At 33.5% G+C, this 15410-nt stretch carries 12 protein-coding genes; all 12 read right to left on the bottom strand.

The annotated features are described in order from the left end of the window. Positions 1-14: 14 nt before the first annotated feature. Positions 15-1877, bottom strand: a complete 1863-nt coding sequence (locus Q0K76_RS11565) for a SurA N-terminal domain-containing protein (RefSeq protein ID WP_294615828.1) — start codon at positions 1875-1877, stop codon at positions 15-17. A gap of 127 nt (positions 1878-2004) precedes the next feature. Next, positions 2005-4440: an endopeptidase La gene (gene lon, locus Q0K76_RS11560; RefSeq protein ID WP_294615827.1), complete on the bottom strand. Its 2436-nt coding sequence runs from the start codon at positions 4438-4440 to the stop codon at positions 2005-2007. 196 nt (positions 4441-4636) lie between these two features. Next, complete coding sequence (gene clpX, locus Q0K76_RS11555) at positions 4637-5911, bottom strand: ATP-dependent protease ATP-binding subunit ClpX (RefSeq protein WP_363322488.1); 1275 nt, start codon at positions 5909-5911, stop codon at positions 4637-4639. 12 nt (positions 5912-5923) lie between these two features. After that, positions 5924-6526, bottom strand: coding sequence for an ATP-dependent Clp endopeptidase proteolytic subunit ClpP (clpP, locus tag Q0K76_RS11550; protein ID WP_294615825.1), 603 nt, complete (start codon positions 6524-6526; stop codon positions 5924-5926). Between the two features lie 105 nt (positions 6527-6631). Beyond that, the gene (gene tig, locus Q0K76_RS11545) at positions 6632-7924 is read right to left on the bottom strand and encodes a trigger factor (RefSeq protein ID WP_294615824.1); all 1293 of its coding nucleotides are present in this window, start codon (positions 7922-7924) and stop codon (positions 6632-6634) included. 123 nt (positions 7925-8047) lie between these two features. Continuing rightward, positions 8048-9061 (bottom strand): UDP-3-O-(3-hydroxymyristoyl)glucosamine N-acyltransferase, encoded by a 1014-nt coding sequence (gene lpxD, locus Q0K76_RS11540; protein ID WP_294615823.1) that lies wholly within the window; start codon positions 9059-9061, stop codon positions 8048-8050. Beyond that, positions 9061-9549 (bottom strand): OmpH family outer membrane protein, encoded by a 489-nt coding sequence (locus tag Q0K76_RS11535; RefSeq protein WP_294615822.1) that lies wholly within the window; start codon positions 9547-9549, stop codon positions 9061-9063. Before Q0K76_RS11535 ends, lpxD begins: the two co-directional genes overlap by 1 nt. A 42-nt stretch (positions 9550-9591) precedes the next feature. Next, positions 9592-12009 carry an outer membrane protein assembly factor BamA gene (gene bamA / locus Q0K76_RS11530; protein ID WP_294615821.1) on the bottom strand — a complete coding sequence of 806 codons (2418 nt, stop codon included), beginning with the start codon at positions 12007-12009 and terminating at the stop codon, positions 9592-9594. 25 nt (positions 12010-12034) lie between these two features. Next, positions 12035-13354: an RIP metalloprotease RseP gene (rseP, locus tag Q0K76_RS11525; RefSeq protein WP_294615820.1), complete on the bottom strand. Its 1320-nt coding sequence runs from the start codon at positions 13352-13354 to the stop codon at positions 12035-12037. A 13-nt stretch (positions 13355-13367) separates the two neighbouring features. Next, entirely contained in the window at positions 13368-14210 is an 843-nt protein-coding gene (locus Q0K76_RS11520) for a phosphatidate cytidylyltransferase (protein ID WP_294615819.1), read from the bottom strand. Further along, entirely contained in the window at positions 14204-14935 is a 732-nt protein-coding gene (locus Q0K76_RS11515; protein ID WP_294615818.1) for an isoprenyl transferase, read from the bottom strand. The genes Q0K76_RS11520 and Q0K76_RS11515 overlap by 7 nt, the downstream gene beginning before the upstream one ends. 62 nt (positions 14936-14997) lie before the next feature. Next, positions 14998-15410 (bottom strand): helix-turn-helix domain-containing protein (locus Q0K76_RS11510; protein WP_294615817.1); only part of this gene is annotated, 413 nt, incomplete at its 5' end.

Genomic DNA, 15410 nt, shown 5'->3' with positions numbered 1-15410 from the left:
ATATTTGAACTTAATCACAAATTCGAGTTTGGCATAATTTCAATTTTAGCCTTAGAACGAATATCAGAATTAAAATAATAATACGTTTCATTTATAATTGAAGGTCGTAGTTCTGCCGAAAGGTCTTGTTGTTCTTTTGGTGTATTTACTGCTGCTAGCACTGTAATATAAGCACTTGTATCATCCATAAACTGTACACCATAGATACTTTTATTTGTTGGGGAAGGCACTAGATCAAAAACCATATCAACAACTTTTTTATCCAGATCACCTGAAGAATCACGAGTTAATGTATAATTTCGAGAAAAACGCACATTATCAGATCTTCCTGATTTATTTAATTCAGCTAAAAAGCCATCAACAGTAGCTTTAAAACGACTTCTAGCAATATCAGTATATAGTTTTTGATGAATTTGCTCTTTAACTTCATCAAATGGCGCTATTCCTTCAGGACGGTAATCCGTAACTTGAATAACAAAGTCAAGCATATTTTTACCTGAACCAATAGGAATTATATCTGAAATCTTATTGGTTACTTTACCATCAACTATCATCTCATCACTAAATGCTACATCTCGCACTTCTGGAAAACGTAAAATAGATATCGTATCATTGTAATAAGTCCAGTCAGAATCAAATACATCAAAACCAGCTTTTTTAGCAAGTTCTTCCAAAGATAGTGGTGAATGATTCAAGCCTGCTTTAATTTTATCTTCTTCGGTTTCGAAGGTTCGTTGCAATTTTTGATCATGCAATTTTTCACTAATTTGATATTTAGCATAATCCAAATCCATTGTTTTAGCTTTTTGTGAAGCATCTAATTTAACGATCAAGAACCCACCATCAACTGCAATAGGTGTTGAAATTTGCCCCACTTTTTTCAAATTAGCATCTTTAAAGGCTTGTGGTAGTGAATCGTCAATAGCAAACCATCCTAATGAACCATTTTTACCATATGGTGATATATTACTATTTTGGTTCACGGTTTTTACAATACTATTAAAATCACTTCCGGATGAAAGCTTTTTCATAATATCATCAGCTTGCTCTTTATCAGTAATAAAAATTACACTATAGGCATTTTTAGCTGGAAATGAATAGGCTTTAATATTTTTGTCAAATTCTTTTTTAATGTCATTATCTGTAACGACAATCGAATTCTCTAGATTTTCTTTAGAATTCGAAATGTACTTGAATTTCACTCTTTCATTTTTAAAAAACTCATTTTGATGCTCATCATAATATTTTTTTTCATCTTCAAGTGATATATTGACATCATCCATATTTACCACTGAAGGATCAATGAAAGTTGCATAAACCTTTCTTGTCTGATTTTTTAATGAAGATATTTCGGAGTCAATAGGTAAAACAAAATTGGTAGTGATGAGCGCATCTACTACCTGCCGCTGTTGTAATTCAGTTTTTACAACTTCAGCATACCCATCAGAAGTATAATTATTAGCTTGAAGTATCTCTAAATATTTTTTATTACTAAATTGACCATTTTCAAAAAAGATTTTTTGTGCTCTTATATAATCCGCTAGTTTGGTATTACTAATATTAGTTTTAAGATCTTGTGAGAATTTGAAGGTCAGATAATTATTAATTTCAAAATTTAAAACATTACGCCTTAGTTGTTTTATAAAAGAAATATCCCCTCCTGCATTTGCAGTCACTAAGCTAGCTTGCGCTTCAAATTCAGCTCGGCTTATTCCATCACCATTTATTTTTGCAATATAGAATTGTTCATCTCTAGCACTATTACCGCCACTAAAACCTAAAAAGCCAATACCAGTAAAAATAAAACATAGAATAATTATTGCAAAAATAATTTTAATGACAATATGATTTGCAGCTGCTCGGATTGTCTCCATCATTTCCTGCGATTCTCCATAAACCTAACTTTCAATCTGATAAGTATAGCATATTTAGTTAAATTGGCTATTGTATGAATGTTAAGGACAAAAAAAGATCAACATTATGTTGATCTTTTTAATTAAAAATCTAATTTAATCGTGTTGTCGTTTCAACACTAATTTTTTCTTTTTTGATTGCTCTTTTACTTGCTTGCTTTACCAACTTTTTTTTACTTACCGTCTCTATTCCAAAAGGATTATTTTGTAAAGCGATAGTTATTACTTCATCAATCCATTTAACCGGATGTATATCCAGTTCAGCTTTAACATTATCCGGAATGTCTTCCAAATCTTTAACATTATCCACAGGAATAAGTACTGTTTTAATACCCCCACGGTGTGCTGCTAATAATTTTTCTTTTAACCCCCCGATAGGTAAAACTTCACCACGTAATGTTATTTCCCCTGTCATTGCAACATCTGAACGAACAGGATTACCAGTTAACGTTGAAATTAGCGAAGTACACATTGCAATACCTGCACTAGGTCCATCTTTTGGTGTAGCGCCATCAGGTACATGCACATGAATATCGCGTTTTTCGTAAAAATCAGGATTAATACCTAATTTATCAGCACGAGAACGCACAACAGTTAAAGCGGTTTGGATAGACTCTTGCATGACATCACCCAAAGAACCAGTATAAGTTAATTTTCCTTTACCTGGAACACTTACAGACTCAATCGTCAATAAATCCCCACCAACTTCAGTCCAGGCAAGTCCAATAACTTGACCAATCCTGTTTTCATTATCAGTTTTACCATAATCAAAGCGCTGTACTCCTAAAAATTCTTTTAAATTATCTTGAGTTACACTAACTTTTTTCAATTTGCTATTGAGTGCCAATTGTTTGACTACTTTACGGCAAATTTTGGCAATTTCTCGTTCTAAGCTTCGCACTCCTGCTTCTCGAGTATAATAACGAATAATACCGATAATGGCTGAGTCATCAATATTTATTTCTTTTGTTTTTAAACCATTATTTTCAATTTGTTTGGTAATTAAATGTTGCTTAGCAATATTTAATTTTTCATCTTCCGTATATCCAGATAGACGAATAACTTCCATTCTATCTAATAATGGTGCTGGAATATTCATTGAATTAGCTGTTGCAACAAACATTACATCAGATAAATCATAATCCACTTCTAAATAATGGTCATTAAAAGCGTTATTTTGCTCAGGATCAAGCACTTCTAATAATGCTGATGCAGGATCTCCTCGCATATCAGATGCCATCTTATCAATTTCATCTAATAAAAATAATGGGTTTTTCACCCCTACTTTGACCATGCGTTGGATTAATTTACCTGGCATAGATCCAATATAAGTACGTCTGTGGCCACGGATTTCAGCTTCATCACGCACTCCACCTAACGCCATTCTTACATACTGACGACCAGTCGCCCTAGCAATAGATTGCCCAAGAGACGTTTTACCAACACCTGGAGGACCAACTAAACATAAAATCGGTCCTTTAACTTTATTCACTCGACCTTGTACTGCTAAATATTCCAAAATACGGTCTTTCACCCGTTCAAGACCATAATGATCTTTATCTAAAACTTTTTGTGCACCTTCGATATCTTTTTTGACTTTGCTGCGTTTATACCAAGGAACTTGTATCATCCAATCGATATAGCCACGTACTACAGTTGCTTCCGCAGACATTGCCGGCATCATTTTGAGTTTATTTAATTCTGCTAATGCTTTATCTGTGGCCTCTTGTGACATTTTAGCTTTGGTGATTTTTGTTTTTAGCTCTTCATATTCATCTGATTTATTATCAATATCACCTAACTCTTTATGAATTGCTTTAATTTGTTCATTAAGATAATATTCTTTCTGTGCTTTCTCCATTTGCTGCTTAACACGTTGACGAATATTTTTTTCAACTTGCAGTAAATCTATCTCAGCTTCCATCATTGAAATAAGTAATTCAAAACGCTTTTCAAGATTAACTGTCACCAGAACTTCTTGTTTTTGTTCTACTTTCAAAAATAGTGTTGCGGCAATGGAATCTGCTAACTGAGAAGGCTGTTTTATCAAACGAATAGAATCAACTACTTCTTGCGTAACTTTTTTATTCAACTTTGCATATTCATCAAAATTAGCTAAAACAACTCGTACCAGAGCTTCGTTTAAGTCTGAGGTTTTCTTTTTGTCATTTAGTGTTGTAATGTTTGCAATTAAAAAATCATCTTCTTTGCGGTCAATAACATCAACAATTTTTGCACGCTCAACTCCTTCAACTAAAACTTTAACAGTACCATCTGGTAATTGAAGCAATTGTAAAATGTTAGCAATTGTACCGACTTCATATAAATCCTCAACATTCGGTTCATCTTGCGATGGATTTTTTTGGGTAACAAGAAAAACTTGTTTATCCATTTCCATCGCACTTTCAAGGCAACGTATAGATTTATTTCTACCGACAAAGAGAGGAATTACCATATGTGGGAACACCACCACATCACGTAATGGCAAAATAGGCATAATCATTTTTTTTGTTTGTTTTGTTTTCATTTATTTCTCTCTATTAGTACAATATCTTAATCATTAAGTTATTGGGATCTTTTTTTAAAATTCAAGCCTATTCTTTATGATCTAAACGTATACTACTCCTGAAACATCTTGACAAAATATGCTAGAACCTAATCTTAGAATGAAAACGAATCTACATTTATTTGCCGTCATCTTATACTTATACAAGTATAATTATTTAAGCAGAAAGTTCTGTATCAGCACTATAAATAAATTTAGGTGATACCGATTTTTCAACCGTTTCTTGATCTACAATAACTTTTTTGACATTCTTTATAGATGGTAAATCATACATTGTGTCTAACAAAATATTTTCAACTATTGAACGTAATCCACGAGCTCCTGTCTTGCGTTGCATTGCTTTTATAGCAATAGCATCTAAAGCTTCTTTAGAAAATTCAAGTTCAGCTCCGTCTAAATCAAATAATATTTGAAATTGCTTAGTCAATGCGTTTTTAGGTTCTGTTAAAATACTAATCAAAGCAGATTTATCTAATTCTGACAAGGTGCCAATAACAGGTAATCGACCAATGAATTCAGGAATTAAGCCAAATTTTACTAAATCCTCAGGTTCTATTTGCATCAGTAATTCAGACTCAGTTGCTTTTTGTTTAGTACTTTTCACTTCTGCACCAAAACCAATTCCAGTATTAGTCGAAACACGATTTTCAATTACCTTGTCTAAACCACTAAACGCCCCGCCACAAATAAAAAGAATTTTTGAGGTATCAACCTGTAAAAATTCCTGTTGTGGATGTTTGCGACCACCTTTTGGCGGTACTGATGCAACTGTACCTTCAATAATTTTTAATAAAGCTTGCTGGACGCCTTCCCCAGAGACATCTCTAGTGATAGATGGATTATCCGATTTTCGAGAAATTTTATCAATTTCATCAACATAAATAATACCACGTTGAGCCTTTTCTACATCATAATCACAATTTTGTAATAATTTCTGAATAATATTTTCAACATCTTCACCAACGTAACCAGCTTCTGTAAGAGTTGTTGCATCCGTCATGGCAAAAGGTACATCTAAAAATCGAGCTAACGTCTCAGCTAATAACGTTTTACCACTTCCTGTTGGGCCAATCAATAAAATATTACTTTTACCTAACTCTACATCACTGCGATTAGTATATCCACGTAAGCGTTTATAATGATTATATACAGCAACCGATAAAACTTTTTTAGCTCGTTCTTGACCAATCACATATTCATCAAGATGATCTCTAATTTCATGTGGAGTCGGTAATGGTTTGCTAATGAACTCTTCATGTGAAAGGAAGTTTCTTGTTTCTTCTTTTAAGATATCATTACACAATCCGATGCATTCATTACATATATAAATAGATGACGGACCAGCAATTAATTTTTTCACTTCATGCTGGCTTTTTCCACAAAAAGTACAATAGTGTAATTTTTCTGAATTTTCTTTATTCACTTTTAACACCTACCTAGTATATTAAGACCGTTTATTATATATGGCATCAACTAAGCCATATTCAACTGCTTTTGCAGCTGACATGAAGTTATCACGATCAGTATCTTTTTCAATTACGTTGATATCTTGTCCGGTATGCATTGCTAGAATTTTATTTAACATGTTTTTTACTTGTAACATTTCTTGTGCATGGATCTGAATATCGGAAGCCTGCCCTTGAAAACCACCTAATGGTTGATGAATCATAACACGCGCGTTTGGCAAACAGTAACGTTTACCTTTAGTACCAGCAGTTAAAAGTAATGACCCCATCGAACATGCTTGTCCTAAACAGATAGTGCTTACATCTGGTCGAATAAATTGCATTGTGTCATAAATAGCCATACCTGCTGTAACTACACCTCCCGGTGAATTAATATACAAATAGATATCTTTTTCAGGGTTTTCAGCTTCGAGAAATAACATTTGAGCAATAACCAAATTAGCCATATTATCTTCAACTTGACCAGTTAAAAATATAATTCTTTCTTTTAATAATCGTGAGTAAATATCATAGGCTCGCTCACCACGTGAATTCTGCTCAACAACCATTGGAATAACACTCATATATGGTTCCAAAGACATTTATATCTCCTATTAAACAAAATAGCCCAAACAGTTATTCCTAATTTGGGCTTCGCATAGATCTATTAAAAATAGATAGATAGAACAGTTAATAGATTATACTATTTACTGATTCATCAATTCAGAAAATGAATAATGTTTATCGGTTACTTTAGCACTAGCTAATAAAAAATCTACCACTTGGTCTTCTAGTGCACTAGAACGAATATTATCCATCGCTTTTTTATTCTTTTTATAAAAATCTACAACTTCTTTAGGATCTTCATAATCAGTAGCGATTTCATCAATTAGTGATTGTACGCGCACATCATCAACTTCAATTTTATTACTTTCAATGATTTCGCTACATAATAATCCAAGTGCGACTTGTCGTTTAGCTTCAACTTCAAATAATTCTTTTGGTAATTCCATTGATTGTTTCATTTTGCCACCAAAACGAGATACTGCTTGTTGACGTAATACATCAATTTCACGGTCAACCAATGCTGCAGGTACATCAATTTCGTTATTTTTAACTAAACCATCAAAAGCTTGTGTTTTAATTTTATTACGAATTGTTGTATTAAGTTGTCGTAACATATTCTTACGCACTCCAGTACGTAGACTTTCAATTGAACCATCAGCAATACCAAAGCTTTTAACGACATCTTCTGTAAGTTCTGGAACTTCAAGTTCTTCGACTGTTTTTAGTGTCGCAGCAAACACAGCTGGTTTACCTTTTAGGTGTTCATTGTGATAATCTTCTGGGAAAGTTACATTAATATCAAATTGTTCACCAGCTTTATGACCAACAATAGCATCTTCAAAACCTGGAATCATTCGACCTTGGCCTAAAACTAATGCAAAATCAGTAGCATTACCACCTTCAAATTCAGCACCATCAACTTGACCAACAAAATCAAGGATAACTCGATTTTGTTCTTTAGCCGCTTGATCTACTACTTTCCAAATACCTTGTTGTTTACGTAAAGTCTCGATCATAGTATCAACGTCAGCATCAATAACTTCGGCAATAGGTTTTTCAACTTCAATTTTATCTAAATTTTCAATTTTTATTTGTGGATAAACTTCGAATTCAACAGAATAAGTATAATCTTCACCACTTTGATATTTTGTTGGATTATAAGTTGGCGCACCGACAGGATTCAATTTTTCTTGAATGATTGCCTCAACAAAGTTTTGTCGCATTAAATCACTTAATGCATCTTGCAAAATAGAAGCACCATAACGTTGCTCAACAATTTTTAAAGGTACTTTTCCTTTGCGAAAACCATCAATACGTACTTTTTTTGCAGTGTTAATCAGCTCTTTATCAACAGCTTTCTTAATATCTTCAGCTTTAATAGTAATTGATATGCGACGACCTAAACCTTGTGTTGTTTCTATCGAAACTTGCATCTTTATACCTCGGAATTATTGAATATTACCTGCTCATAATTATATTAAAAAGATAATTGAGCTAAAAAAAATTATAAAATAGGTTGGCATTATACCGACCGTAGTCGCTCTCGTCGAGACATTTCATAGCTTCTTCTCGAGTGCTTTTAAGCGTTTATTCATTTCATCAATATGCAAAACTAATGATGCTGTTTTTCGCCATACTTTATTTTCTTGTAATGGAATACCTGACGAATAAACACCAGGCTTAGTAATCGGACGCATTACCATACCCATACCTGTTACGGTAACTTGATCACAAATTTCCATATGTCCATTAATTACGCTTGCTCCACCTATTAAACAATGACGACCAATGGTTAAACTTCCTGCCATAATGACCCCCCCTGCAACCGCAGTATGATCGCCAATAATAACATTATGGGCAATTTGACATTGATTATCGATAATAACACCATTACCAATAATAGTGTCATCAAGTGCTCCACGATCTATTGTTGTTGAAGCACCAATTTCAACATTATTACCTATAATAACACGACCGATTTGAGGAATTTTTATCCATTTACCTTTATCATTAGCATAACCAAAACCATCTGCGCCAATAACTGTTCCAGATTGAATCAAGCAAGACTCACCAATTACACAATTATGATAAACAGATACATTGGCCCACAATTTGCTTCCTGCGCCAATTGTAGTATTTTTACCAATAAAGCAACCTGCACCTATTATACAATTATCACCTAATATTACATTGCTTTCTATGACAGCATTTGCACCAATAGATACATTACAACCCAATTTAACAGTTGGATCAATTACAGCCGTTTGTGCAATATTTTGTGCAGGTAAAGGAGTTGTATCGAAGCATTGAGCTAATTTGGCATAAGTAAGGTATGGATTTTTTACAATTAGCGCAGCGCCTTGCCAATATTTAATACTATCTTCTGTCATTACTACCGCAGAAGCAAGACAATCGCGTAACTGGTTTTCAAATTTTTTATCCGACAAAAAAGTAATTTGTCCTGTTGCTGCACTTTTCATCGATGCTACACCAGTGATTATCAAATTGCCATCACCTTGTAATTTAGCATCTAATTGCTCTGCTAATTGCTCTAAACGAAAAGCAAACATTATTCTTTAACCTTTTCCAAAACTTTATCGGTAATATCCACTGCATCTGAAGCAAATAGTAACGCTTCTGCTTTTAAAACAATATCATATTTTTCCGATGCTACAATATCTTTAACCGCTCCTTGAATTTTAGTTAATAATTTCCCTTTTTCTTCTGACTCTCGTTTTTCAAATTTTATTCTATAATCATTTAGATTATCCTCAAAATCAGTAATTATTTTATCTAACTTTGCTTTTTCAGAGGAAGATAAGGTTAAGCCATCTTTTTTTAAGCGAGCATTCGCTTCACTTGCTTGTTTTTCTTCTGCTTGTAATGATTTAATTTGTGCACTGAACTCTTTTTCTAGCGCTTTACCTACAATTTCTCGTTGTGGCATACGTTGAAATACAGACATGACATCGACAGCTGCAATTTTAACCTCAGCATTTACCATGCTGGTAAAAAACAATGCAATAATAATACCAAAAACAGATATAATTTTTTTCACTTTATTCACCTATTTGTGTTTTACTTATTTTTCAACCTGGAACTACCATGTTGAACCTATATTAAACTGGAATTGTTGAGCCGAATCACCGTTATATTTTTTAAATGGTTGGGCATAAGAAAACACCAAAGGACCTAATGGTGACATCCATTGAACCGCAAGACCTGCCGACATTCGAATATCTGATGGAGAACTATAATCTGGTATATTATGAGCTTTCAAGTTCCATTCTGTATCCCATACCGTACCGGCATCAAAAAATAGCGATGTTCGAATACTGTTTGAGTATTTTTCGCCAGCAAATGGGGTTGGAACAATCAATTCTGCGCTAGCAAAAGCTAATGCATTACCACCTACTGCATCTTTTGATTTGGTACATTCAGAAGTATTATCTAAGTTACAACCTGATTTATTGAAATATACCGCTTTTGGACCTACATTATTCGATTTAAATCCTCGCAGTACTGATGAACCACCTGCATAAAAGTTTTCATAAAATGGTAATTCTTTACCACCAAGCCCATTACCATATCCCAAACGACCTCTGGTTAAAAATACCCATTTATGTTCAGAATCTAGTGGATAATAGTAAGTAGCATCAGAAACTATTTTATAGAATTTATTATCAAATAATGGAGTGGTAATTTTTGCATTCGCGGTAATTTTTAGGCCTTCTGTAGGAAAGTAACCTCTATTTAGAGAATTATATGTCCAATAGGCATTTAATAACAGATCATTGGTATTGTAAGACATGGAACGTTTATTTTTCATTTTCTCGCCCATTGAATCAAAATAACGCCACATACCGTATTGAGGTTGCATGTCTGACAATTTATGATTGGCAAATTCGGTACCAAAACGAACAAAATTATTTTCACTAATTGGGAAACCTAAATTTGCTGATGCCCCCCAAGTCTTACTTGAATATTCTGATTCATCATCGTCGTCATCTGCCTTATAGGTATTATAGTAAATACTTCCACCTAAACTGACGCCATCAACTGTAAAATAAGGATCAACAATTGAAATTGATGCAGTTTTATCAGTATCTGTTGTATTAATATCGAACGAGACACTATTGCCTGTTCCTAGCCAGTTTTCTTGAGAAATACCAGCATTGAAGCTAAGTCCACTATCAGAACCAACCCCAATACCAAATTTAATACTACCAGTATTACGTTCAGTAACTTTATAAATAATGTCAACTTGATCACTTGAACCCGATACACGTTCGGTATTAGCTTCTACAGTTTCAAAAAAACCTAAACGATTTAGACGCTCTTTACCTAATTCAACTAAACCATTGCTTAACCAAGCACCTTCCATCTGACGTAACTCACGGCGAAGTACACTTTCACTCGTTACTGTGTTGCCAACAATATTAATATTTCGAACATAATAACGTTGACCAACATCGACATATACGGTTAATTTAACCGTATGTGCAGCATCATCCATTTCAGGTTGAATAGCTACTTGGGGATATGCATAGCCATAATTGGCAAGTAAACGTTTTATATCATCTTCAATTTCAGTGATTTTTTTGCCGCTATAAAGTTCACCAATTGAAACGCGATCTTTGGCTAATTTAGCGATAGCTTCTTTACGCCCAGCAAAATTACCTTTGAAGTCAAGCTTAGATAACTTATATTGTTCGCCTTCATGAATATTGATGGTGACATAGATACCTTTTTTATCTGGTGTTAAACTCACCTGAGTCGACTCAATATTAAAACGCGCATAACCTCGGTTAAGATAGAAACTTTGTAATTCATCTAAATCAGCGGCTAATTTTTGTTTTTGGTATTTACGGTCGCCAAGCATATTCCACCAAGGTACTTCGTCACGTAATGAAAAACGAGAAATAAGTTCTTCTGAAGAAAACGCTTTTGCTCCAACAATATTGATCTGATCGATTAATGCCGATTTCCCTTCAGCAATTACTAATTTTAAATCAACTCTATTGCGGGACAACGGTGTAACAACAGCTTTGATCTGAGCATTATATTTACCAACACTATAATAAAAATCCTCAAGCCCTTTCTCAATAGCTGAAAGCATAGTGCGGTCTAATGATTCACCTTCACGAATGCCAGAACTATCTAAATTCTTTTTGAGCATATCGTCTTTTACTGACTTATTTCCAGAAAAAGTAATACTAGCAATTGTAGGGCGTTCTTGGACATGAATGATTAATCGGTCACCATCACGAGAAACAGTGATATTATCGAAGTTACCACTAGCATAAAGAGACTTAATAATATGACCTAAATCGGCTTCATTGACATAGTCACCAACTTGAATAGGCATTTCCAGCAGTGCAGCACCAACTGTCACCCGTTGTAGACCTTCAAATTTAATATCTTTGACCACAAAATCTTCAATACAAAATGCATTGGAACTATATACTGCTGTTGTACTAAACAGCAAAGATGCTATAAGTAATTTATTTATTTTCATTGTAAATGTTTATAACCTCATTCCATCACAATCGTAAAACATCATTAAATAGTGCAATTCCCATTAATACCATTAATAAAACAAAGCCAATTCGATAGAATTGTTCTTGTAATTTATCTGATAGGGCTTCTCCTTTTATCTTTTCAAATAATAAAAACAGAAGGTGCCCACCATCTAACATTGGTAATGGAACAAGATTGATTACACCCAAACTTATACTAATAAATGCTAAAAAATATAAATAGGGTGTAAAACCATAACTTGCTGTTTGCCCTGCGCTTTTTGCTATTGTTATTGGTCCTGATAGATGTTTAAGTCCAATAACACCTGTTACTAACTGATAAAGCGAACGTACAGTTAACTGTGTAGTTAAAATTGTCTGTCCAAAACCTTTACCCAATCCTTCTACAAAATTATATCGTTTAATTATTGCGTTGGATGTTGGATATATACCTACAATACCTTCACCATTTGCCTGAATTTCGGGTTTCAGATTTAGGTAAATCTCTTGATTTTCTCGTTTAACTTTTAGTCTAATGACATTTGCTTTTTTTATTGTAGCTGAAAAATCATTCCAATCAACGTAAGGTTGATCATTATAACTGATAATCTTATCACCTACTTGCATTCCAGCTTTTTCCGCTGCTGATCCAGATATAATTTTACTAATTATTGGATTAATTTCCAATTCTTTAGGTACCAAACCAAATGCAGTGATAGCAGATTGTTTTTCTATATCAAAAGCCCAATGGCTAATATCTACATTTTTTTTATATTCTTTTTGATTATTAACGCTAACATTGTCAAAATAAGTAAGCGACACACTATTTTGCCCCATCACTGAAATTAAAGCTAAATTGACGTCACTCCAACTTTCCATTTGAATATCATTAATCTTTTTTAGCTCAGCTCCGGATGGAATGTCTATTGATGCAGCTGGTGAACCGGGTAAAGTTGCTTTAATCTGCACCGGATAAGTTATCACACCAAGCAAAAAAATTATCCAGTAAATAATAAACGCCAATAAAAAATTAGCAAATGGCCCAGCAAAAATAATCGAAGCTCTTTGCCAAATCTTCTTTTTATTAAAGGCAAATTGCTCATTATTGGTTGATAATTCTGCTACTCTGCCGTCAAGCATTTTAACATAACCCCCAAGAGGAATCATAGCAATTACCAACTCTGTACCACTTGAAAATTTATAAGACCATAATTTTTTACCAAAACCAATAGAAAAACGTTCTACTTGAACACCACATAAGCGCGCAAGTAAAAAATGACCGAATTCATGTACGGTAACTAATATACTTATAGTAATAATAAATAACAACAAAGACCAAAGCAAAATCAATAACCTTTTATAATATATATAATGATAATGTAGCAAAAATAGGTACAGCGGCAGTTAAACTATCAATTCGGTCTAATATACCACCATGTCCGGGAATTAAATTCCCACTATCTTTGATTCCTGCTTCTCGCTTGAACATACTTTCGGTTAAATCACCTAATACTGAAACAAAAATAGCTAACAAAGAACTAATTATAAAATGGCTAAAATTGATTGTGAATAATCCAGTAAAATAAGCACCAAAACATACAACCATAGCCAGACTTACTCCACCAATAAAACCCTCGATTGTCTTACCTGGCGATACTTTAGCTGCTAATTTCCGATTACCAAAACTACGACCAATAAAATAAGCTCCAGTATCAGTTGCCCATACTAATATAAATACATAAAGTAACCAAGTAGCACCTATATAATTATTATTACCATAACCAATAGATCTTAATGCAATCATACCTATAAAAAATGGTACTAAAGTAAACAAAGCAAATAGTAATTTTATGCTAATAGAGTTACCCCAATATTTAGTGGTATTGGGGTAAGTAATAACTAAGCATAATGCGATTAACCACCAAACGCTCGATAATACTAATATCGCCAAAAATAATTTTGATTTGATTTCGATGGGTATTGGAAAGTAATTGATTAAAATCAATAAAATAACAAATATAGTCGCGAATCCTAATTTTAATGGCTTTTTAGTAATTTGTAAAAACTGAGCCCACTCCCAAGCAGCTAAACCACAAACTAAAAACATAATATAGGTAAAAATTGGTAGCGGTGCATAAAAAAGCGTAAAAATAACCGATGGAATAAGTATAATTGCAGCAAGTAGACGATGAATTAACATGAATGCTCCTGTGTTAGAATACCACCAAAACGTCGCTCTCTGGTGTTAAATACATTAATTGCTTCATCAAATAGTGCTTGAGTAAAATCCGGCCATAAAATGTCAGTAAAATACAACTCTGAATAAGCAATTTGCCATAATAAAAAGTTACTAATTCGATAATCACCACCTGTACGAATAACTAAATCAACATCAGGTAATTCATGCATACTCATTTCAAGACCTAAGCATTCTTCTGTGATATCATCTAAAGTTATTTCGCCATTTAGAACTTTTGTTGTAATTTTTTTGGTTGATTGCAAAATATCCCAGCGTCCACCATAATTGGCGGCAATGTTTAATACTAAACCAGAATTATTTTTTGTTAATTGCTCAGCATTACTAATCATCTGTTGAAGTTGATAGCTAAAGCGTGAAATATCACCAATAATATTTAAACGGACATTATTTTTATTTAAATTTTTCATTTCTCGTTTCAAAGCATATATAAAAAGAGAAATTAAAGCTGAAACTTCAGTAGGTGGTCGTTTCCAATTTTCACTACTAAAAGCATATAATGTCAAAACTTTTATACCTATACTTGCTGCATAAGTAACAATTTTACGTACTGTTTTTAAACCAGCTCTGTGCCCAACAGCACGTAATTGATTTCGTTGTTGCGCCCAGCGCCCATTACCATCCATAATAATAGCTACATGACGTGGAACACATCTTTCTTGTTTCATGTCATATCCCATACTATATCAATCACTTTATGATTTATGCTATATAATATTACTTTGATCAATTAACGCGTACCATAAACGACAATTGTTTTGCCATGAGCAGAAATTAAATGTTGATCTTCAAGCATTTTTAGAATTCGTCCTACTGTTTCACGTGAACAACCAACTATTTGCCCAATTTCTTGGCGTGTTATTTTGATTTGCATTCCATCTGGGTGAGTCATCGCATCGGGTTGTTTGGCAAGATTTAACAAAGTTTGCGCTATTCTACCGGCAACATCCAAAAAAGCCAAATTGCTAACTTTTTCTGAAGTTATTTGTAATCGACTTGCCATTTGGCTTGCAAGCCGCATTAAAATATCTGGATTGACTTGCACAAGTTGTTTGAATTTTTTGTATGATATTTCTGCTACTTCACAACTTGTTTTTGCTTTAACCCAAGCACTTCGCTCTGTTCCTTCTTCAAAAAGACCTA

The organism is uncultured Gilliamella sp., assembly GCA_945271295.1.
Taxonomy (GTDB): Bacteria; Pseudomonadota; Gammaproteobacteria; order Enterobacterales; family Orbaceae; genus Gilliamella.
The sequence above is the reverse complement of the archived record's forward strand: the minus strand, read 5'-3'. Positions and strand labels throughout refer to the sequence as shown.